The following is a 21360-nucleotide window of genomic DNA, read 5'->3' as shown; positions in this document are numbered from 1 at the left end:
ACGACGGAGGCATGACCGCACCGCTGCACGAGGCCCGGCCGACAGGAAGGGGGCGCGCACTGCCCGACACACAACAGGGCATGCGCCGCCGCAACCTCGCCCGGGTGATGCACACCGTAAGCGCCGAGGGGCCGCTCTCCCGTGCCGCCGTCGCCTCGCGCATCGGGCTGACCCGTGCCGCCGTGTCGACCCTCGTCGACGAGCTGATCCGCTCGGGACTGCTGGAGGAGCTGGGCCCCGAGCGTCCCGGCCGGGTGGGACGGCCCGGCTCGGCACTCGCCGTCAGCGGACACGGTCCGGCGGGTATCGGCGCGGAGGTCGGCGTGGACCATCTCGCGGTGTGCGCGATCGATCTGCGCGGAGAGGTGCGGGCCCGGGCCGTGCGGTACGGCACGAACCGTGGGCGCTCCCCCCGCCCCGTGATCGAGGAACTCACCGAGCTGGTGGGCCGGATCGTCACCGAGGCCGAGCACGAGGGCCTGTGGCCGGCCGGGCTCGCCGTGGCCGTGCCGGGCCTGGTGGCACGCGACGCGCGAACGGTCGTACGCGCCCCGAACCTCGACTGGCACGACACGGACCTCGGCGCGCTGCTGCCCGCAGGCCTCCCGTTGACCGTCGACAACGAGGCCAACTTCGGCGCGCTCGCCGAACTCCGGCTCGGCGAGGGCACCCCGCGGGACTTCCTGCATGTGTCCGCCGAGATCGGCATCGGCGCGGCGGTCGTGGTGGACGGGCAACTGCTGCGCGGGACGCGGGGTTTCGCGGGCGAGCTGGGACATGTGCCGGTCCGTCCGGACGGACCGGCGTGTCGGTGCGGGGGCCACGGTTGCCTGGAGCAGTACGCCGGGGAGGAGGCGGTGCTGCGAGCGGCCGGCCTGGAGCCGGGCGAGGACCGCGTCGGGCTGCTCGCGGGGCACGCCTCGGACGGCGACACGGCTGTACGACGTGCCCTGCGCGACGCGGGTGAAGCGCTCGGCATCGCGCTGACCGGGGCCGTCAATCTGCTCGACCCCGAGGTTGTGGTGCTGGGCGGCGCGCTGGCCGGGCTCGCGCCATGGCTGCTGCCCTCCCTGGAGGCCGAGTTGGCACGCCGTACGGCGGGGCCCGCATGTCCAGTGGCCATATCGCGGCTGGGTCCCGAGGGGCCGTTGCTGGGTGCCGCGCACTCGGTCGTACGGGCGGTGCTGGACGATCCGGCGGCTGTGGCCGGACGGGGCTGATCGGCAAACACCCCAAGGCCGTGGCCGAACACGGCTGATCGGCAAACACCCCAAAGCCGTGGCCGAGCGCGCCTGCTCGGCAGCCCACCCGACGGCTGCGGCCGAACACGTCTCATCGGCAAGCGCCCCGACGGCTGCGGCCCACCGCCCCTGATCGACGGACGCCTCTGCGCCGGCGGCCGAACTCGACTGACCTCAGCCGGACTTCACCCGTCCGGGTGAGCGAGTTTTCCACAATCCCGCACCCGTCCACGGATACACGGCGCCTGCTTCTGCCCACCCCGCATGCGACGTACCTTGATTCACGTGAGGCGCGGCCGTCGAGTCAGAGGGCGGTGGGCGCGGCGAGGTGAAAGGGGGGATCCACATGTCTTGGGAAACGGCTGCATCCGGGGTTCAGGAGCGAATAAGCGTGCCCTGGCATGTCCGCCCGGCACCCCCTCCCCACCGACCTTCCGCAGAACGGAGCTGTACCGCGATGAGCGACCCCAGGATGATGAGCGACCTCCGGGTCTGGATCCGGCAGCTCGACCGGACCCGCCGTACGGCCCTGTTCCGGGCGCAGGACAGTGACATCGAGACCGAAGACATCGAGACCGAACTGCCCCTCGACCCGATGCACGGCACCGTGGGCGTGGCTCCCGCCAACCTGGAGGTGCGTTCGACCCTGGTGCCCGACGCACATGGCGGCAACATGGACACACTCGGCAACGGCCACGCCCGGCAGGGCGAGGGCGAGGGCGAGACACGCGGAGTCGTCGTCGAGTGCGCGATGAACACTGTGGTGATCGTCGAAGTGCTCAAGGGACTCGCCACACCCTGGCCGCGCATCGAGTCGGACACCCACATCATCTCGACGGGATCGGCACGCCCGCTGGAGGACGCGTTCCGGAGATCCCAACTCGACCTGGTGCAGTGGCTGGTGCGCGACCAAGGATTCAGTGAGCTGGACGCGTACCAATTCGCAACCCAGTGCGTCGAGGCGCCGTTGGCCAAGGCGGCACTGAGCAAGACCTTCTGACCACCGAAAGGCACCGCCCCCATGGAACGGGCAAGACCGCTTCCCACGAGACGCCGACTGCTGAAGGGCGCCGCCCTGGCCGCCGTACCGTACGCGCTGCTCCCCGACGCGCCGGCCGGAGCGCGGGTCCAGCGGGTCCAGGTTGTCGACCACCCGTCGGCCGAGTGGCACCCGGCGAACACCTCCAACTACACGGCGGCAGAACCCGCTACGGAGCGACTGGTCGACCGCGTGATCATCCACGTCACGCAGGCGACCTTCACCACCACCCTGTCCATTTTCCAGAACCCGAAGAAGGAAGTGTCCGCGCACTACGTCGTCCGCTCGGCCGACGGGCATGTGGCGCAGTGCGTCCGAGAGTCCGACATCGCCTGGCACGCAGGGAACTGGGAGTACAACACGAGCAGCATCGGCATCGAGCACGAAGGCTGGGTGGACCGGCCCGGCTACTTCACCGACGTGATGTACGAGGAGTCGGCCGCAGTCACCGCGGCGATCTGCACCAGACACGGCATCCCGAGGGACCGCGCGCACATCATCGGGCACCACGAGGTGCCGGGCACGGACCACACCGATCCCGGACCGAACTGGGACTGGGCTCGCTATCTGAGACTGGTCGATCGGGCCTGACCTGGAGACCGGTCGATCGGGCCTGACCTGGAGACCGGTCGGCCGAGCCCTGCCCTGAAACCAGCCACCCAGGCCCTGCCCAGAAACTGACCATCCGGGCCCTGCCCTGAGACTGGCCGCCGGGGCCTACCTGAAACCGCCATCCGAAGCCTGACCTGAGACCGGTCGACCGCACGACCGGGGACGGGTCGAATGAGCCTGACGGGTAACCACGCCCCTCGTTCGGGCCGCCCCGGTCGAAGTGGTTGTCCGCGCGCGCACCCGGAGTGACGATGTCCCCAGCCGCATCGCCGTCCGGGGAGGCCGAGTTGACCGATCCATGGGTGGCCCTGGAACCGGGGGCCGACCCTGCCGAGCGTGTGCGGATGCTGCGTCGCGCGTATGAGACGTTCACCGAGGCGGGCACGGTGCCGCGGCCCGTGCGTGCGGTGGTGGCCGACTCATGGCGGCGTTCCGTGCGGGCGGGGGTCGGCCCCGACGGCACGGCGAGGGTGGAGCTAGCGGACGGTGACCTCGGTGCCTATCGCGCCGAGCATCCGCTGGCCCGGGTGATGCCGCTGTTCCGGGAGCTCATGGGCACGTTCGCGACCGACGGCGAGCATCTGCTCGCGGTGTGCGACGCTCACGGCAGGCTGCTGTGGGTCGAGGGCCATCCGACGACCCGTCGACGGGCCGACCGGATGAACTTCGTGCCCGGCGCGCGCTGGGCGGAGACCGCGGTCGGCACGAACGCGCCCGGCACGGCTGTCGCCGTCGACCGTCCGGTGCAGGTCTTCGCCGCCGAGCACTTCATCCGGCGGGTGCAGCCCTGGACCTGCGCGGCAGCTCCGGTGCACGATCCGCGCACCGGGCGAGTGCTGGGCGCCGTGGACATCACCGGCGGCGATGGGCTGGCGCATCCGCACAGCCTGGGCTTCGTCCAGGCGGTCGCCCGGGCCGCCGAGTCCCAGCTGGCCCTGCTCGCCGAGGGGCAGCCGACCGCCGACACGCCCGAGCTGACCGCGCTGGGCCGGGACGAGGCACTGCTCGTCTCGGGAGGCCGCCGGCTCCGGCTCAGCCGTCGGCACAGCGAGATCCTGGTGCTGCTGGCCCGCCACCCGGAAGGGCTGACCGGCGACGAGCTGCTCTGCGCGCTGTACGAGGACGAGTCGGTGACACCGGTGACCCTGCGCGCCGAACTGGCCCGGCTGCGCAGAATTCTCGGCCCTGGGCTGCTGGCCTCACGGCCCTACCGGCTGACCTCGTCGGTCGAGTCCGATGCCGCCGCCGTCGAGCGACGCCTGGAGACCGGTGCGGTCACGGCGGCGGTGACGGCGTACACCGGCCCGCTGCTGCCCGCCTCGCAGGCACCGGCGGTGGTGCGGCTGAGGCACCGCCTGGCCGCCGGCCTGCGGACGGCGCTGATCGCCCGCGGCGACCCCGACCTGCTGGCCGGCTGGGCGCACGCGCCGTGGGGCGAGGACGACGTCGACGTCTGGCGCGCACTGGCCGCCGTGCGCCCGACCGCCGCAGTCCGCGCGCGGTTGGCCACGCTGGAGTCGGAGCTGTCGGCGCCGACCGGCTGGCCACGCGCCGACCGGACGCGCTGGGTGACCCGCTGACCGACCGTCACTCGTGGCCTGCTCACATCAGCACGTCCAAGGAGGGTAGGAGCGGCGTCGTCCACGCAACCTACTCGCAACGTCCCCGTCCCTAGCCTCGCGCCGAGAGCTGCCCAACGGCGGGCAGCGCAGCTCCGGGAGGCAGAGCACCATGACCCGTTACGCGGCGCCCGGCACACAGGGCGCGATCGTCTCCTACCAGGCGCGCTACGACCACTTCATCGGCGGCGAATGGGTGCCGCCGATCCGCGGGCAGTACTTCGAGAACCCGTCGCCGGTGAACGGGCAGCCGTTCACGGAGGTCGCGCGCGGCACCGCGGAGGACGTGGAGCGGGCACTCGACGCGGCGCACGCGGTCGCCCCGACCTGGGGCCGCACCTCGACGACCGAGCGGTCCGACATCCTGCTCAAGATCGCCGACCGGATGGCCGCGCACCTGGAGCCGCTGGCGGTCGCCGAGAGCTGGGAGAACGGCAAACCGGTCCGGGAGACCCTCGCCGCGGACATCCCGCTGGCCATCGACCACTTCCGCTACTTCGCGGGCGCGATCCGCTCCCGGGAGGGCTCGCTGGGCGAGCTCGACGACGACACGGTGGCGTACCACTTCCACGAACCGCTGGGCGTCGTCGCACAGATCATCCCGTGGAACTTCCCTCTCCTGATGGCGACTTGGAAGCTCGCGCCCGCCCTCGCTGCGGGCAACGCGGTCGTCATCAAGCCCGCCGAGCAGACTCCGGCGTCCATCCACTACTGGATGAGCCTGATCGCGGACCTGCTGCCGCCGGGTGTGGTGAACATCGTCAACGGCTTCGGCGCGGAGGCGGGCAAGCCGCTCGCGTCGAGCCCGCGGGTGGCGAAGGTGGCGTTCACGGGTGAGACGACGACGGGGCGGCTGATCATGCAGTACGCCTCCGAGAACATCAAGCCGGTCACGCTGGAACTCGGCGGCAAGTCGCCGAACATCTTCTTCGACGATGTATGGGCGCACGACGACGACTTCCGCGACAAGGCACTCGAAGGTTTCACGATGTTCGCGCTCAACCAGGGCGAGGTGTGCACCTGCCCGTCCCGGGCGCTCGTCCAGCGCGGTCACTACGCCGAGTTCCTGGAGGCGGCCGTCGCCCGTACCGAGCAGATCACGGCGGGCCATCCCCTCGACACCGACACGATGATCGGCGCGCAGGCCTCCAACGACCAGTTGGAGAAGATCCTCTCCTACCTGGACATCGGCCGCCAAGAGGGCGCGAGGATCCTCACGGGCGGCGAACGCGTCGAGCACGACGGCGAGTTGAAAGGTGGCTACTACGTCCAGCCGACCATCTTCGAGGGCGGCAACCGCATGCGGATCTTCCAGGAGGAGATCTTCGGACCGGTCGTGTCCGTGACGTCCTTCGACGACTTCGACGACGCGATCAAGATCGCCAACGACACCCTGTACGGCCTCGGCGCCGGGGTGTGGACCCGCGACATCAACACCGCCTACCGGGCCGGCCGCGCGATCCAGGCGGGCCGCGTCTGGACGAACTGCTACCACGCCTACCCGGCACACGCGGCGTTCGGTGGGTACAAGCAGTCCGGGATCGGCCGTGAGACGCACAAGATGATGCTGGAGCACTACCAGCAGACGAAGAACCTGCTGGTGTCGTACGCGCCGCAGAAGCTGGGCTTCTACTAGGCGTAGAAAAAGGGCGCCTGACCTGGGCATATGTCCGTCAGGCGCCCGCGCCCGGGCGGTTCTGGGGCGCGAGACGAAATTCGGCCTTACTCCCGACAGCAGGTTCAGGGCGGCGGCCAGGCCGAGGAAGGCGAGGAAGTGCGAGCCCTTTCGTTCGTATCGGACGGTGGGGCGGCGGTAGCCGACGAGCCAAGCGATCGACCGCTCGATCTTCCAGCGGTGCCGACCTAGGCGTTCGCCGGACTCGATGCCGGGCCGCGCGATGCGCGCGACGAGACCGCGCTCGCGCAGCCGGGCCAGGTGTTCAGCGGAGAAGTACGCCTTGTCCACGCGGAGTTCGACGGGTCGGCTCCGCCGTGGTCCCCGGCGGGACCGGACGGCGGTATGCCGCGGGTGAGCGGCTTGAGCGGCTTGAGCGCGAGGCTGTCGTGCATGTTCGCGCCGGACACGGCGACGGCGAGTCAAGATGCCCTGGGCATCGGACAGCACGCGCAGCTTGCTGCCCTTCCTGCCGCGATAAACCGGGTTCGGCCCGGTCCGCGATCCCCCCTTTGGGCGCGAACGGAGGCCGCGTCGACGATCGCCGAGGTCCAGGCCACCTCACCTTGGGCCCCGAGTCCGTCCAGCACCGCGCGGCGCGGCCGACGCCACAGGCCGGCCTCGGTCCTTACCGTGAAGGCGGCGATGCGCGGTGGCGGGCGACGTGCCGAACGCCGGCGGCAGATGCCGCCAGGCACAGCCGCTGGTCAGCGCGTACATCACTGCCGTGAACACGGCCCGCTCGTCACACGGAGCGGTCCCACCACCTTGCGGACGAGCACCGAACGACGGCAGCAACGGGGCGGCCAGCGCCCAGAGTTCACCAGGAACCAGACGTTTCGATAGATCAGCACCCACAACCGGCTCATGCCGCAGGAACATCAAGTCACGTGAGACACCCTCTAAGCCTTGATTGGCGCGGCCAACCTGGCGGCCTGCTCGATCTTCGCGCAGTAGGCTGCACGGGCTTCCTCGTCGATCGGCTGCTCGTGTTCGACGCGCAGCCCGGTCCGGCCGTCGAGGCCCTCGCGCAGGATATCGGCGTGCCCGGCATGCCGGATGGACTCGCCGAGGACATGGACGACGATGGCGAACAGGTTCGTGTCGGCATAAGGCTCCGGCCACCACGGCACATGGCCGGGGGCGTCGAGGGGAAGCTCGTTGATCGTCGCGTCCGAGTGTTCCCACGTGCGCCGGTAGAACTCGACGATCTGGTCGCAGGTCTCGTCCTCGGTCGCCCACAGATCGCTGCCGTTGGAGTCCTGCCACCGGGGCAGCGGTTCCGGGGAGGGGCGGTCGAAGACCTCGCCGAAGTACCTGGCCTCGACGGTGGCCACGTGTTTGACCAGGCCGAGGAGGTTGGTCCCGGTCACTGTCAAAGGTCGGCGGGCGTCGTATTCGGACAAGCCGTCGAGTTTCCAGAGCAGCGCCTTGCGGTCCCGCCGCAGTCTCCCGTGCAGGTTGCCCTTCGCGAATTCGTCGATCATGCGGCCCGAGCCTGCCATGGGCTGCTCGTGGTCTCAAGATCCCGTACATGGTCCGCAACGACTGGCAGAGCCGAGGCCCGGCCAAGGCCGCCGCCCTGACACCTGTTACAAGAAGCTCGCGAAACCTGCCACGTGAGACAATCGCTGAGACCGTGTCCTATGTGGTGAGGCGGACGAGTCGCTTGTAGCAGCACAGAGCGGCGGCAAGTCTGAGGAAAGCCAGGTAGTTGCGGGGATTGCGTTCGCGGCGAGCGCTGAGCCGGCGGTAGCCGGACAGCCAGGACAGCAGGACAGCAGGACAGCAGGACAGCAGGACATGGTGCGCTCGATGACCCGGCGGCGCCGCTCTAGTCGTTCGCTTGACTCGATCAGGGTCGTGTCTCGTTTGGTGACCCGCCACCATGGGCTTCAGCCCTTCACTGTCATGGGTGTTGCCGGCTGAGATGCCGACGAGAAGGGGTAGCCCAGCCCCGTTCACGTCCGACAGGGTGTGCGTCTTGGAGCCCGGCTTGCCCCGGTCCACGGGACTCGGACCTGTGTGTCCGCCCCTCTTTTTCAGCCCGACGTGGGCGGTGCCGAGCACGACGCGGGTGACGTCGATGAGGCCGGCGTCGTCGAGGCGGTGCAGCACGGCTTCGTGGAGGCGCGTCCCCAGACACCGGCTCTCGACCAGATCAGGAACCGGCGGTGGACGGTCGACTTCGATATCCCGAAGCAGGGCGGCAGTTGGCGCCAGGCGCATCTGCTGACCAGGACATAGATGATGGCCGCGAGGAGCGGCTCGTCAGGCGTGTCCTGCGTTCCGCCGCTCTGTGGCCGCACCTTCGTCCGGGCCCGGAGGCCAGCGGCCCTCTTGCAGGACCGCGAAGAACATAACGGGGGACGGGGTTGCCTGGGCCGGGTCGCCGACCGGGCGCTGGCCCCGGTTGACGCCCGGTCGGCGGCGGGTTGGGCGGGTCACATCTCGAAGACGATGCGTGCCTTGATCCGCCCGTCCAGGACTTCGGCGATGGACTCGTTGACAGTCTCCAGCGGCCGGGTCTCGTAGATCACCTTGGTGCGTCCGGCGGCGTGCAGTTTGAAGACCTCGTCCAGGTCCTGGCGGGTGCCGACGATGGAGCCGATGACGGAGGTGCCGTTCACCACGGTGTCGAAGATCGGCACGCTGATGGTTCCGCCCGCGGGCAGGGCGACCATGACCAGCTTGCCGCCGCGCCGCAGCCCGCCGTAGACGGAGGCGAACGCCTGCTCGTTGACGGCCAGCGCGAGCGCCGCGTGCGCGCCGCCGTGCTGCTTGAGCACCTCGGCCGGATCCTCCTTGCGGGCGTCGATGAGGATGTCGGCGCCGAGCTCCCGGGCGAGGTCGAGCTTGTCGTCGGTGACGTCGATCGCGGCTACCGTGGCCCCGGCGATCTTCGCGTACTGCACGGCCAGGTGCCCGAGACCGCCGATGCCGGAGATCGCCACCAGCTGGGCCGGAGCGACGCCCGCGACCTTCAGCGCCTTGTACGTGGTGACACCGGCGCAGGTCAGCGGAGCGGCGTCACGCGGGTCGATGGTCTCGGGGACCGGAGCGGCGAAGTCGGCCGGAGCAAGCATCTTCTCGGCGTAGCCGCCGTCCACGCTGTAGCCGGTGTTCTGCTGCTTCTCGCACAGCGTCTCCCAGCCCGACAGGCAGTGCTCGCACCGCCCGCAGGCCCAGCCCAGCCAGGGCACCGCCACCCGCTGCCCGACCGCCAGGTGCGTCACCCGTTCGCCGAGCGCCTCGACGATGCCGACACCCTCGTGACCGGGGACGAACGGCGGGGTGGGCTTGACCGGCCAGTCACCGTGCGCCGCGTGGATGTCGGTGTGGCACAGCCCGGACGCCTCCAAGCGGATGCGTACCTGACCGGGGCCGGGCTCCGGGTCCGGCCGCTCCTCGATCACCAGCGGCTCGCCGAAGGACCGGACGACTGCTGCCTTCATTTGATGCTCCTCGGGTCTGTCTCGTCGGTGCGGTTCAAGGGTCGGCCGGTCCGCGTTGCGGCGGCAGGTACCGGATGTCCTCACGATGGGGCCACCCGGCCCCAAAGCCAGGCGGCACCCAGCCCCTCAGTCGTGAGGCACGACGGCGACCGGGGCGGCGGTGTGGTGCAGCACGGCGTGGGCCACCGGTCCGATGCGCATACCGAGCGCCGGACGGTGCGTGCGGCGGCCGACCACGACGAGTCCGGCCGACGCGGCTGCGCGCAGTACGACTCCGGACGGGCGCGCGAGTTCGACGGTGTGGGCGACCGGGACCTGCGGGTACTTTTCGCGCCACGGCGTGAGAGTGTCGGCCAGTGCCTTCTTCGCCTGCCCGGTGATGCCGCCTTCCTGGCTGGCCAGCTGCCCCACTACCGGGCCGTGTCCGTACAGCGGCGGCAGGTTCGGCGCGTGCACAGCGCGCAGTGCGGTCCCGCGGGCGGCGGCCGAGGCGAAGGCGAATTCCAGCAGGGGCGCGGCCGGGTCGCCCAGGTCGTCGAGCCCGACCACGACCTCTCCACCGTCGTGCCCGGCGGACGAGGAGGTGTTCGCCCGCACCATGACCACCGGGCTGTTCGCCCGTGCGAGCACCTGCTGCCCGACGGAGCCGAGCAGGAACCCGGCAATGGCGCCGTGACCGCTGGAGCCGAGCACCAGCATCTGCGCCTTCTCCGCCTGCCCCAGCAGTACCTCGGCTGCGGTGTCGGATATCTGCTCTGTGCTGACCACCAGCTCCGGATACCTGCCGCGCAGTTCTTCCTCGGCCTCCCGCAGAACGCGCAGAGCCCAGTGCTTCTGCGTGTCCAGGTCCTGAGCGGCGGGTACGTCGTGCGGCTGCCAGATCGAGGCATGCACCAGATGCAGGGGCACGGCACGGCGCAGCGCCTCGCGCGCGGCCCAGTCGGCGGCGGCCAGGCTTTCGGGAGATCCGTCGAGGCCGACAGTTATGGGGCGAATCATGGAAAGACACCTCCGGTATACGAGACCAGCGGGCCGCGGACGATGGCGCCGGCCCTGGTCCCGAGCGTCCCGACCACGCGGCCGCGGTTCCAGGGGCCGATGGTCCCGACTCGCACGGCATGGTCCTCATAGTTGAGGCCCGTCCGGCCTCCCCCTTGGCGTTCGGCACCAGCCGACGCGGGGCAGACGGTCGAAACCGGTACGCGTCGGAATGCGGAAACGTCGGAGCGGAAAGGGCCGTTCGGGCCCGGAAACGCGCATGATCTGCGACAGGGAAGGACCGGTCCCGCCATCTGACGGTCCGATTCCCGCGACTGGCGATATACGACGGCCACCGCATCGCCGGGACCGCCGAACGCGATCCCGCCGCCCTGGACCGGGCCGGCCTCAGCGTGGACGTCGTCATTGAGTCCACCGGACGCTTCCACAACCGCGAGGACGCCGGGCTGCACCTGAAGGGCGGGGCCCGCAAGGTGCTGCTGTCCGTGCCGGGCAAGGGAGTTGACGCCACCGTCGTCATGGGCGCAAACAAGGACACGGTACGACCCGGACACGGCTGCACCAACGACCAGGTCGTCCTCGACGGCCCTCACAAGGACCTGCGCCGTGGCCGCACCGCCGCCGTGAACATCATCCCGACCAGCACCGGAACGGCCCGGGACCTAGACCTGGACCTAGACCTGGACCTGGACCTGGACCTGGACCTGGACCTGGACCTGCGCCTGCGCCTGCGCCTGCGCCTGCGCCTGCCGGAGTTTGGCGGTCGACGAACAGTCCAGCCCGGCCCAATGGTTCGTCCTCAACACCGAGGCCCACGTCGAGGTCGACATCACCGCCCTGGACGCCGTCGACGAACTCCGCCGCGAACTCACCGACCGCGGCCTCGTCTTCGCCCTCGCCCGCGTCAAGCAGGACCTGCTGGACGACCTGACGGCGTACGGCCTCGCGGACACGGTCGGCACCGAGCGGATCTTCCCCACTCTGCCGACGGCCGTGGCCGCGTACCGGGAGTGGCACCGCGACCAGTAGGCCACCGAGCGATCCGAACTCCGCCACACGTTTCTTGTGGGGCGACTGCGAACGCCATCGTTGTCGGACGCCTCCGACAACGGAAACGGACAGGGCCGACGGGAGGTCGTCCCCGCACCATCCGGCCCTGGCCCGGGTGGGACCCATGGGGCCGCTGTGCCTGAATCGGTGGGGCCGTTCGGCCCCTCCTCGCTCAGCGCCGCCGAAACGCGGTCCGGTGCCTGCTACACAGAAGACGGTCGCCCTTTGGGTTGCGGCAACTGTCCCACCTCACCCACCTGCCTGGGAGTCTTCATGCTGTCCGCAGAATCCGCCGCCGTCATCCGCGCCACGCTGCCTGCCGTGGCCGGCGCGCTCGACGAGATCACCACGCGCTTCTACGGCGCGATGTTCCGCGACCGGCCGGAACTCCTCGACGGGATGTTCAACCGCGGCAACCAGGCCAGCGGAGCCCAGCGCCGCGCGCTGGCCGGCTCGATCGCCGGATTCGCGACAGCGCTGCTCGACGATCCGGACACCCGCCCGGACGCGTTGCTGGACCGGATCGCGCACAAACACGCCGCCGTCGGCGTCACCGACGACCAGTACACGATCGTCCACAAGTACCTGTTCGGCGCGATAGCCGACGTCCTCGGCGACGCGGTCACCCCAGAGGTCGCCGCCGCCTGGGACGAGGTGTACTGGCTGATGGCCGGCGCCCTGATCGGCCGTGAGGCCCGCCTGTACCAGGACGCGGGCGTTGAGCCCGGCAAGGTGTGGCGGCAGTGGACGGTCGTCGAGCGCCGCACCGAGACACCGGACGTGGTGTCCTTCGTGCTCCGCCCGGCCGACGGCGAACCGGCCCCGTCGGCGCGGGCCGGCCAATACGTGAGCGTACGGGTTCTCATGGCCGACGGGGTACACCAGTTGCGCCAGTACAGCCTGTCGTCCGACCCGGGCGGGGAACTGCGGCGGATCACCGTCAAGCGGGTCGCCGGCACGGCCGACGCGCCGGACGGCGAGGTCTCCAACCTTCTGCACGAACAGGTCCACGACGGCGACGAACTGACACTGTCCGCCCCGTTCGGAGACGTCTTCCTCGACGGCCCGGCCGACGCCGGCACTCCCGTCGTCCTGATCTCTGCAGGCATCGGCGGCACCCCCATGACCAGCATCCTGGCCCATCTCACCGCCCTCGGCGCGGCCCGCCCGGTGCTGGTCCTGCACGCCGACCGCTCCCCCGCCGAGCACGCCCTGCGCACCGAGACGAGCGAGCTGGTTCGGCAACTGCCCAACGCCCGCACGGTCTTCTGGTACGAGCGCCCCGGCCCGGAGGAACCCGACGCTCACGAGGGCCTGATGGACCTCTACGGCATCAGAATCCCCGAGAACGCCACGGTGTTCCTGTGCGGCCCGCTGCCGTTCATGCGCGAGGCCCGCGCCCAGCTGCTGCGCGCCGGCGTTCCGTCACAGCGCATCCGCTACGAGGTCTTCGGCCCCGACCTGTGGCTGCCCGACACCACCGCCTGAACCGTGCCGATCCCTTTCGTCCTGAGGAGGAACGAGTAATGACGAACGACAGCACGCAGGACGCAGCGCCCACAGTGCGGCTGCGGACAGACGGCCCGGTGGACGAGCAGACCCTGGAGTACGCGCGTACGAAGATCGACGCTGTTGTGGGCCGACCGGGACTGCCCGACGTCTCCGGCGAGGTGCGGATCGCACGAGCGGCCGCTCACCACGCGGACCGCCCCTGGTCGGCGACAGCCGAACTGCACGTCGGCAACCGGCAGGTCGTCGTCCTCGCTGAGGAGGCCACGGGCACGGAGCTCGTCGACCAGCTCCAGGACCGGCTGCGCCGACAGACCGACAAGGCCGCCCACGTGTGGGACCACGGCCACCGGACGGCGGCCCCGCCGTGGCGCGGCGGCCAGCAGTCCGCGTGAATCCACGGTGAGCACGGCCCGGTCGGTGACGGTTCACCGACCGGGCCGTCGTCCCGACTGTGCCACCAGGCGGATTCGCGGGCCCTCCGGCTCAGGCTGGTGACCGGCGGCCCACTGACAACAGCCAGCTTCGCAGGAAACGGTGGGGTGCGAGGTCCCCGACCACGGGGACCGTCCCCGACCCACAGGCGAGGGTCCCCGACCCACAGGCGAGCGCGAGGAGTTGCCTGACGGCGGAGGCGTATCCGGTGGGCAGCGGCATCGCGGCACTCGCAGCGGCCACGTCCTGATCCGCGACGATGGATTCGGCCATCGCCGCGCTGCGTGCGGCACGCCTGCTCACTCGGCGAGGCTCCGTGCCACACCTCGTCGTCACCGCGCTCCTCGGTACGATTCTCTTCGTCCAAGCTGGGACCGGCGGCGACCACGACCGGGACGAGGAGTCTTTCACGCTTCTACGGGAGGCGCTCGCGGACAGCGTCTCCCTCCCCGGACACCACGCGATGGTGCGCTACAACCTCGCGCGAAACCTGGGCATGAAGGCCGGCCCGTACATGACGGAGGCTATGGCGCTCACGCAGGAGGCGCTCGCCGATGCCGTGGGCGTAGACACTCCCTTGGCCATCATCTCCGCGACGTGGCTGGCCGAGTGGGAGGGCGCCCACGGCAACTGGGCGGCGGCGGCCTCCTGTTTACCGCGCCGCGTGGGCCCAGACCCGCGAGGTCACGATGGACGCGGCGCTCATCCTGGAACAGGGCCTGGCGGTGCTGGCCAGTAACGCGCTCACGGACGACGAAGCGCAATGGCTCGACCGCCTCGCCGCGGCAGGCCACGTCGACCTCGCCGACCGGTACAGCGAGTCGGCGACGGCATCGCGCCGGCAGGACCGCTGGACCTGGCCCCGCTCGGTCAAGGTCTCCGCGGTGGCGCCCCGCTACCCGTCATGTCGATCGCGACCGACGTGCGACGCATGCGACAACGCCTCGGCGCCACCATCGGGGCCATCCAGAGTATCGACGGGTTCTCCGAATTCCGCCGCGCCGCCGAGGGATCCGACATCATCAGCGGCGCGCAAGAGGCTCCGCCGGTCTACGTCACCGCCACGGGCATACGGGGGGCTCGCCCTCGTCATCGGCGCCGACCACTCGGTCGCGTCGACAGTCCTGCGGGAGCCGACCGAGGCGGTCGTACGAGCGCAGGTGCGCCATCAAGCGCAGGTGCTGCGTCCGCATTGCGGTCACACGGGGTCAGCCGACGAGCGCGTGTGTGTCGCACGGAGGGAGTCCAGCAGCCTCGGCGATGCCTGGAGTGCCGTGCGCTGCATCAGGTCCAGGACACCGCGCACGCCCGCCATCTCCGAGCCCCCGCCGGCCCGGCCGGGGCCACCGTGGCGCAGTGCGGGAAGCGGCGATCCGTGCCCGGTGGTCTGCGTCATGTTCGCCGAGTCCATCAGGTGCAGCCGCCCGTGCCAAGGGGCCGACTCCCGGACGAACAGGGATGTCCAGGCGAGGTCGTCGCCGACCGCGGAGGCGACCAGGCTGCCCCGGCCGCGTGCCACCAGGTCGAGGGCATGGGCCGTGTCGCGGTACGCCAGCACGGTCGCGGCCGGTCCGAACGGCTCGACCTCGTGCGGCGCGGCGGCATCCGGATCCGCGGAGACGAGCAGGGTGTCCAGGAAGGCGCCGCGTTCCGCGTCGGCGTCGACCACGCGCACCTTGTCGGGGTCGCCGTGCACGAGGCGGCCCGACTCTGCGATCCTGCGCACCGCCTGCCGTACGTCGTCGCGCTGGTCGAGGCTGACGACGGCCCCCATGCGGACGCCCTCCGAGGCGGGGTTGCCGATGGTCACCCCCGCCAACTCGGCCGAGATCGCGTCGAGGGCGGCGGCCTCGTGTGCGCGCGGGACGAGGATGCGGCGGATGGCGGTGCACTTCTGGCCCGCCTTGACGGTCATCTCGCTCACGACCTCGCGTACGAACGCCTCGAACAGCGGGGACCCCGGCTGGACATCCGGCGCGAGGACGATGGCGTTGACGGAGTCCGCCTCCGCGTTGAACCGTACCGAGCGGGCCACCAGGTTCGGGTGCGTGCGCAGGCTCGCGGCGGTGACGGCCGAGCCGGTGAAGGAGAGCACGTCCTGTTCCCGGAGCAGGTCGAGCGCCGAGCGCACCGAGCCGACGACCATCTGGAGAGTGCCGGGCGGCAGGATCCCGGCCTCGGTGACGATCCGGACGAGGTGTTCGGTGAGATACGCGGTGGGCGTGGCCGGTTTCACCACGCTGGGCAGTCCGGCGAGGACGGCCTGGGCGAGCTTCTCCAGCGGGGCCCAGACGGGGAAGTTGAAGGCGTTCACCTGGAGCATCAGGCCCGGAGCGGGCGCGACCAGGTGGACGCCGAGAAAGTCCTCGCCGCGCGCGAGACGCTCGGCTGTGCCCTCCACCAGGTGCGGCACGTCCGGGAGTTCGGCCCGGGCGCGGGCGGCGTAGTCGCGAAGGACGCGGATGCCGCCGTCGATGTCGTACCTGGCGTCGTTCAGGGTGGCTCCGGCGCGCGTGGACAGGGCGTAGAGCTCCTCTCGGCGGGCGCGTACGGCGGCGGCGGTCGCGTCCAGGAGGTCGGCTCGCCGGTGGAAGGTGAGGGCGCGCAGGGCGGGGCCGACGACGCGCCGACCGTGGTCGAACGCCCCCGCGACGTCGAGCCCTTCGGAGGAGACGTGGCAGACCGTCTCGCCGGTGACCGCGTCGCGTACGGCGACCGCCGACGCGTGCGTGGCCGTAGGGGTGACCCAGGTGTCCTGCAGATAGCTCTGGAGCATGGGATACGGCTGCATGGGATACGGCTGCTTTCGTCAAAGGCGGGCAGGGAAGGCCGGGGCGGTCAGTCCACCGGGTGGTGGCCCCAGATGTCGGCGGTGTAGGTGCGGCTGACCCAGGTGCTCTCGTCGACCTGCACGCCGCCCGCGCCGATCTCGATGCCGAAGCCGGCCGGTGAGGTCATGTAGAAGGAGAACATCCCGTCGTTGGCGTGCTTGCCGAGCGTCGCCATGAGCTTGACGTCATGCTGGCGCGTGCGGTCCAGGGCGCGGCCCACCTCCTCCGGGCTGGTCACCTCGCACAGGATGTGGTGGGTGCCCTCGTTCTTGTACGAGCGGATGAAGGCGATGCTGTGGTGGCGGGGGTTGCAGCCGAGGAAGTAGAAGGTGCCCCACGGGTAGTCCGCGGTGTCGCTGAGCCGGAATCCCAGCACCTCGCAGTAGAAGTCGACCGCCTCCTGCACGCGGGGCGTCTTCATCACCACGTGCCCCAGGCCCTGCTCGCCGGTCACGAAGTCGACGCCCAGCGGTGAGACGAACTGGCTCGGGGCGAGGCGGCGGCCGCAGAACAGTTCGGTGCGGATGCCGAGCGGGCCGGTGAAGTGGACCATGCGGGTCACCTGGCGGTCGCGGCACTCCTCGTCCGTGCCCGCGGTGACGTCGACGCCGGCCTCCTTCAGGCGCACGGTCATCTCGTCGATCGCCGCGGGGTCGCGGACCTCCCAGCCGATGACCGTCACGCCGCCGGTCTCCGCCTCGGTCAGCCACATGCGGAACGGGTGCTGGTCCATGCGCAGGCGGTAACGCGCGAAGTCGCCGCCCGCGGCACAGCCGCCATCGGCTGCCGTTCCCGGCTCGACGCTCTCGACGCTGAGGCCTATCACTGTGCGGGCGTATTCCGCCCATGCGTCCGGGTCGGGCGCACCGATGCCCACGTACCCAAGGCTCTGGATCGTCATGGCGAGAACAATATTTGTTAGACCCTTGACGGTCAAGGGTCATACGAATACGTTGACGCCATCGAGCCGAGGAGGTCCCCGATGCCGGGAGAGGTGCCCGAGAAGGCCCGCCTGCAGCCCGTCGACGAGAGCGCGCTGCACGAGAAGACGCTGGCGTCGCTGGCGCCGTACCGCGATCAGGACGGCCGGATCTACACGATCTGGGCGACCCTGGCCCACCACGAGGACGCGCTGCGCCGCTTCCTCGTCTTCGGCAACCACGTGCTGGGGAAGAACACCCTGCCGCTGGCGTCCCGCGAGCTGATGATCCTGCGGATCGCCGCTCGGGCACAGGCCGCGTACGAGTGGGACCAGCACGTCCGGATCGCCCGCCGGGCCGGACTCACCGACGACACGATCCTCGCCGCCGCGGCAGGCGACTGGGACGGCCTCGACGAGCTCGACCGCGTACTGCTCGCCGCCACCGACTCGCTCCTGGACCGCCAGGGCGTCGACGACGAGCTGTGGGACCGGCTGACGTCCCACCTCGGCACCGAGCAGGTCATCGACGTGCTCTACACGGTCGGCCAGTACCTCACCATCGCCACCGTCATCAACACCCTCGGGGTCCAGGTCGAGGGCGGTCTCGCGCTCGACCTGCCCCGGCCCGTCGACCAGAAGAAGGATGAAGCCGCATGAAGCTCGCCAACCTCGCCGGCCGCCCCGTCGTCGTGCGCGACGACCGTGCCCTGGACGTCGCGGACGCCGGCAAGGGAGCGATCGAGCCGCGCCTGGAGGTGCTGTCCGACCTCTCCCTCCACGACGAGCTGCGCACCCTCGCCGAGCGGGCCGCGGACGCGGACTGGAAGCCGTTCGAGCCGCGTGACCTGGGCCGGGTCGCCAAGCCGTACAAGGCGATCGGCGTGGCCCTGAACTACCGTGCGCACGCCGAGGAGTCCAACCTGCCCGTTCCGGACGAGCCGTCGGTGTTCGCCAAGTTCGCCTCGTCCGTGGTCGGCCCGTACGACGCGGTCGTGGTGGAGCCGCAGTACGACAAGGTCGACTTCGAGGCCGAGCTCGTGGTGGTGATGGGGAAGACCGGCAAGAACATCTCCGAGGCCGACGCCTGGTCCTACGTCGCGGGTGTCACCGCGGGTCAGGACATCAGCGACCGCAAGGAGCAGTGGCGCAAGCCGATCAACCAGTTCACGCTGCCGAAGTCGTACGACACCTTCAGCCCGGTCGGCCCGTACCTGGTGACGGTCGACGAGTTCGAGGACCCGGACGACATCGAGGTGGCCGGCTGGGTCGACGACCTGGAGGTGCAGCGGGGCCGGACCTCGGACCTCATCTTCAGCGTGCCCGAGCTGATCGCCTGGCTGTCGAAGCGGGTGACGTTCGAGCCCGGCGACATGATCTTCACGGGCACTCCGGCGGGCTGCGGTGTCCGCCGCACGCCCCGGCTGTACCTGACCGAGGGTAAGGTCCTGCGGACCGAGGTCACGGGCGTCGGGACCATGGTCAACCCGATCGTCGCCGGCTGACAGCGGTGCGGTCGGAGCAGAAAGGGCGGGAGATCGTGACGGACACCGTGCGCGAGACGGGGACCGCCGGCGCGAGCCGGACCCGGGAGTTCTCGGAGCTGCTGCGCCACCAGCATCGCGAGCTGGGGACGACCGAGCCCCGGGACCTCGACGCGATCGAGATGGTCACCGACCTCACCCGCCTCGAAGCCCGGCTGACCAAGGACTTCGAGAAGCACGTCCACCGGCCGCTCGGCCTGACCTGGGCGGGCTTCAGGATCCTGAACGCCCTGTGGGTCTACGGCCCGATCGGCCAGCAGGACATCGGCCGGGTCTCGGGCTCCACCCGTGCCAGCATCTCCAGCGCGCTGGCGACCCTGGAGAGCCGGGGGCTGGTCACTCGCGAGCGGGACGAGACCGACCGTCGCCAGCTGGTCGTCGAGCTCACCGACGAGGGCACCCAGACGCTGCGCAAGGCCATCGCGGCCCAGACGAAGCGCGAGCGGGCCTGGACGGCGGTCCTGCGCGACGACCAGCTGAGTGAGCTGGTTCACCTGCTGCGAACCCTGGTCAATCAGGACACTCCGGCCGCAGACTGACCGCCCATACGCCACCACTCATAGCGAACCGCCCGCGGACGCAGTCCGCTTCGGGTCACGACAACCGCAAAGTCGTCAGGACTCTTACTGTCATACCCCTAACGTCTTGATTTCCTCAGTTGTGCTTCTCAGCAGTGCTTCTCAGCAGTGCTTCTCAAGGGAGAGAACCATGGTCCGTCGAGTCGTCACCGGTGTCAGCGCCAGCGGCAAGCCCGTGATCGTCAGCGACGGAGAGCCGCCCGTCACCCGCCAGTACACCCACACCCCGGGCTTCGCCCGCTCCCTGGTGTGGAACACGGCGGCTCCCGCGACCCCGTCGGCCGACCCGACGCAGACCCTGAAGTCCTACGTCCCGGCCCCCGGCGAGACGATCGCCCTGACCGTCACCTTCCCGCCGGGCAGCGTCTACGCCGACCCGGGCTGGGACCCCGTTGCCGCCGGCGCCGAGCAACTGGAGAACACGCCCGGTCTGGCGGAACTCTTCGAGCCCGACAACCCGGGCATGCACACCACGCCCACCGTGGACTACGGCGTCGTCCTGAGCGGAGAGATCGTCCTCGACCTCGACGGCGGCGAGACCGCGATCCTCGGTCCCGGTGATCTGGTCGTGCAGAACGGCACCCGGCACGCCTGGCGCAACAACGGCGCCGAGCCCGCCACCTTGTTCTTCGTCCTCATCGGCGCGGCGGGCACGGCATGAGCACCCCGACCACGGCGGCCCCCGGCGCACCCGTCGTCGACTTCGACCTCGCCCAACTGCGCCGGGACCCCTACCCCGCCTACGCCGAACTGCGCCGCACCGCGCCGCTGGCCTGGGTGCCGTCCGTCGGACGGCACCTGCTGACCCGGTACGGCGACATCGTCCACGCCGAGAAGCTGCCCGAGGTGTTCAGCTCCCGCGAGCAGGGCTCGCTGCTGCTGCGGACCGTCGGCCCGAACCTGCTGCGCGAGGACGGCGCGGAGCACCGGCTGCTGCGCGCCGGCGCCGAGCCGCCCACCCGGCCCCGCCAGGTGCGCGACCTGTGGGCGGACGCCTTCGAGAAGAACGCCCACGACCTGCTGGAGCGCATCGCCGGGCGCGGCGAGGCCGATCTGGTCGCCGACTTCGCCGAACCGCTGGCGGCGGCGAACCTGGCCCTGGTCCTCGGTCTGCGCAACGCCACGGCCGACGACATCGCCGAGTGGTCGCGGGCGATGATGGCGGCCAACGGCAACTACGCCGACGACCCCGACGTCTGGCTGCGTGCCGAGCGGGCCACCGACGCCATCGAGGAGGCGGTCGCGGAGATCGCCGGGGCGGTCCGGCGCGAGCCCGACGGCTCGGTGATCTCCTCGATGGTCCACGCGGACATGGCGCTCTCCGCGATCCAGAACAACGTCAAGGTCGTCATCGGCGGAGGCGTCAACGAGCCCCGTGACGTCTTCGGCGTGGGCGCGCAGGCGCTGCTGAACCGCCCCGACGTACGGGACCGCGTCCTCGCAGATCCCTCGCTGTGGAAGCGGGTCTTCGAGGAAACCGCCCGCTGGGTCTCCCCGATCGGCATGTATCCGCGCCAGCTGGTCCAGGACCACGAGATCGCCGGTGTCGCCCTGCCCGCCGGGAGCCGGGTCGCCCTGGTGATCGCCTCGGGGAACCGGGACGAGTCGGTCTTCGAGCGGGCCGACGAGTTCGACATCGACCGGCCCCACCGCCCGCACCTCGCCTTCGGCGGCGGACCCCACTTCTGCATGGGCGCGTGGGTCGCGCGCCACGAGGTCAGCGGACTCGCCTGGCCCCTCGTCTTCAGCCGCCTCAAAGGCCTCCGCCTCGACGACGGTACGGAGGACCACATGGAGGGCTGGGTGTTCCGCGGGCTCACCTCGCTGCACGTCACCTGGCAAGCCGCCTGAGCC

Annotated in this window: 17 protein-coding genes and 5 pseudogenes; 15 read left to right on the top strand and 7 right to left on the bottom strand. The window is 70.6% G+C overall.

The window, feature by feature from the left end:
- Nucleotides 1–11: 11 nt before the first annotated feature.
- The 5 genes and pseudogenes from GFH49_RS36595 to exaC all read left to right on the top strand — a co-directional run bounded on the left by GFH49_RS36595 (nucleotide 12) and on the right by exaC (nucleotide 6147).
- The gene (locus GFH49_RS36595) at nucleotides 12–1220 is read left to right on the top strand and encodes an ROK family transcriptional regulator (RefSeq protein WP_155060369.1); all 1209 of its coding nucleotides are present in this window, start codon (nucleotides 12–14) and stop codon (nucleotides 1218–1220) included.
- A 511-nt stretch (nucleotides 1221–1731) separates the two neighbouring features.
- A pseudogene (locus GFH49_RS36590) lies at nucleotides 1732–2214 on the top strand (acetamidase/formamidase family protein); the annotation flags it as partial.
- A gap of 48 nt (nucleotides 2215–2262) precedes the next feature.
- Nucleotides 2263–2871, top strand: coding sequence for an N-acetylmuramoyl-L-alanine amidase (locus tag GFH49_RS36585; protein WP_155060368.1), 609 nt, complete (start codon nucleotides 2263–2265; stop codon nucleotides 2869–2871).
- A gap of 272 nt (nucleotides 2872–3143) precedes the next feature.
- On the top strand, nucleotides 3144–4472 hold the full coding sequence (locus tag GFH49_RS36580) for a GAF domain-containing protein (RefSeq protein WP_230396706.1): 1329 nt from the start codon (nucleotides 3144–3146) through the stop codon (nucleotides 4470–4472).
- A gap of 151 nt (nucleotides 4473–4623) precedes the next feature.
- The gene (exaC, locus tag GFH49_RS36575) at nucleotides 4624–6147 is read left to right on the top strand and encodes an acetaldehyde dehydrogenase ExaC (protein WP_155060367.1); all 1524 of its coding nucleotides are present in this window, start codon (nucleotides 4624–4626) and stop codon (nucleotides 6145–6147) included.
- 105 nt (nucleotides 6148–6252) lie between these two features.
- On the opposite strand, the pseudogene GFH49_RS36570 reads toward exaC, so the two are convergent.
- From GFH49_RS36570 to GFH49_RS36550, 5 genes and pseudogenes are all read right to left on the bottom strand, one after another.
- Nucleotides 6253–7044: pseudogene (locus tag GFH49_RS36570) on the bottom strand (IS5 family transposase); the annotation flags it as partial.
- 44 nt (nucleotides 7045–7088) lie between these two features.
- Nucleotides 7089–7673 carry a DinB family protein gene (locus GFH49_RS36565; RefSeq protein WP_155060366.1) on the bottom strand — a complete coding sequence of 195 codons (585 nt, stop codon included), beginning with the start codon at nucleotides 7671–7673 and terminating at the stop codon, nucleotides 7089–7091.
- A 157-nt stretch (nucleotides 7674–7830) separates the two neighbouring features.
- Nucleotides 7831–8501 (bottom strand): annotated as a pseudogene (locus GFH49_RS36560) (transposase); the annotation flags it as partial.
- Nucleotides 8502–8630: 129 nt separating this feature from the next.
- Nucleotides 8631–9641, bottom strand: a complete 1011-nt coding sequence (gene adhP, locus GFH49_RS36555; protein WP_155060365.1) for an alcohol dehydrogenase AdhP — start codon at nucleotides 9639–9641, stop codon at nucleotides 8631–8633.
- A gap of 126 nt (nucleotides 9642–9767) precedes the next feature.
- Nucleotides 9768–10640, bottom strand: coding sequence for a universal stress protein (locus GFH49_RS36550; protein WP_155060364.1), 873 nt, complete (start codon nucleotides 10638–10640; stop codon nucleotides 9768–9770).
- 326 nt (nucleotides 10641–10966) lie between these two features.
- On the opposite strand from GFH49_RS36550, the pseudogene GFH49_RS36545 reads away from it, so the two are divergent.
- The 5 genes and pseudogenes from GFH49_RS36545 to GFH49_RS36525 form a co-directional block, all read left to right on the top strand.
- Nucleotides 10967–11317 (top strand): annotated as a pseudogene (locus GFH49_RS36545) (type I glyceraldehyde-3-phosphate dehydrogenase); the annotation flags it as partial.
- A gap of 82 nt (nucleotides 11318–11399) precedes the next feature.
- Nucleotides 11400–11669, top strand: a pseudogene (locus GFH49_RS36540) (STAS domain-containing protein); the annotation flags it as partial.
- Between the two features lie 294 nt (nucleotides 11670–11963).
- Nucleotides 11964–13178 carry a globin domain-containing protein gene (locus GFH49_RS36535; RefSeq protein WP_155060363.1) on the top strand — a complete coding sequence of 405 codons (1215 nt, stop codon included), beginning with the start codon at nucleotides 11964–11966 and terminating at the stop codon, nucleotides 13176–13178.
- A 38-nt stretch (nucleotides 13179–13216) separates the two neighbouring features.
- A complete protein-coding gene (locus tag GFH49_RS36530) occupies nucleotides 13217–13594 on the top strand; it encodes a hypothetical protein (RefSeq protein WP_155060362.1) in 378 nt (125 codons plus the stop codon).
- A gap of 299 nt (nucleotides 13595–13893) precedes the next feature.
- Entirely contained in the window at nucleotides 13894–14373 is a 480-nt protein-coding gene (locus tag GFH49_RS36525) for a hypothetical protein (RefSeq protein WP_155060361.1), read from the top strand.
- Between the two features lie 459 nt (nucleotides 14374–14832).
- Here the strand turns inward: GFH49_RS36525 and paaZ are convergent, their stop codons facing one another.
- Both paaZ and GFH49_RS36515 read right to left on the bottom strand, forming a co-directional pair.
- Entirely contained in the window at nucleotides 14833–16425 is a 1593-nt protein-coding gene (gene paaZ, locus GFH49_RS36520) for a phenylacetic acid degradation bifunctional protein PaaZ (protein WP_230396705.1), read from the bottom strand.
- A gap of 47 nt (nucleotides 16426–16472) precedes the next feature.
- The gene (locus tag GFH49_RS36515; RefSeq protein WP_155060360.1) at nucleotides 16473–17366 is read right to left on the bottom strand and encodes a VOC family protein; all 894 of its coding nucleotides are present in this window, start codon (nucleotides 17364–17366) and stop codon (nucleotides 16473–16475) included.
- An 81-nt stretch (nucleotides 17367–17447) separates the two neighbouring features.
- Between GFH49_RS36515 and GFH49_RS36510 the strand changes: the two genes are divergently transcribed.
- From GFH49_RS36510 to GFH49_RS36490, 5 genes are all read left to right on the top strand, one after another.
- On the top strand, nucleotides 17448–18044 hold the full coding sequence (locus GFH49_RS36510; protein ID WP_155060359.1) for a carboxymuconolactone decarboxylase family protein: 597 nt from the start codon (nucleotides 17448–17450) through the stop codon (nucleotides 18042–18044).
- Nucleotides 18041–18889: a fumarylacetoacetate hydrolase family protein gene (locus GFH49_RS36505; protein WP_155060358.1), complete on the top strand. Its 849-nt coding sequence runs from the start codon at nucleotides 18041–18043 to the stop codon at nucleotides 18887–18889. The genes GFH49_RS36510 and GFH49_RS36505 overlap by 4 nt, the downstream gene beginning before the upstream one ends.
- A 35-nt stretch (nucleotides 18890–18924) precedes the next feature.
- The gene (locus tag GFH49_RS36500) at nucleotides 18925–19467 is read left to right on the top strand and encodes a MarR family winged helix-turn-helix transcriptional regulator (RefSeq protein WP_230396704.1); all 543 of its coding nucleotides are present in this window, start codon (nucleotides 18925–18927) and stop codon (nucleotides 19465–19467) included.
- A 169-nt stretch (nucleotides 19468–19636) separates the two neighbouring features.
- Nucleotides 19637–20167 (top strand): cupin domain-containing protein, encoded by a 531-nt coding sequence (locus GFH49_RS36495; protein ID WP_155060357.1) that lies wholly within the window; start codon nucleotides 19637–19639, stop codon nucleotides 20165–20167.
- Nucleotides 20164–21357 carry a cytochrome P450 gene (locus GFH49_RS36490; RefSeq protein ID WP_155060356.1) on the top strand — a complete coding sequence of 398 codons (1194 nt, stop codon included), beginning with the start codon at nucleotides 20164–20166 and terminating at the stop codon, nucleotides 21355–21357. The genes GFH49_RS36495 and GFH49_RS36490 overlap by 4 nt, the downstream gene beginning before the upstream one ends.
- The last annotated feature ends 3 nt before the right edge of the window (nucleotides 21358–21360 follow it).

It is taken from the genome of Streptomyces blattellae (genome assembly GCF_009709555.1).
Classification (GTDB): Bacteria; Actinomycetota; Actinomycetes; order Streptomycetales; family Streptomycetaceae; genus Streptomyces; species Streptomyces blattellae.
This window is presented reverse-complemented; position numbering and strand designations above follow the sequence as displayed.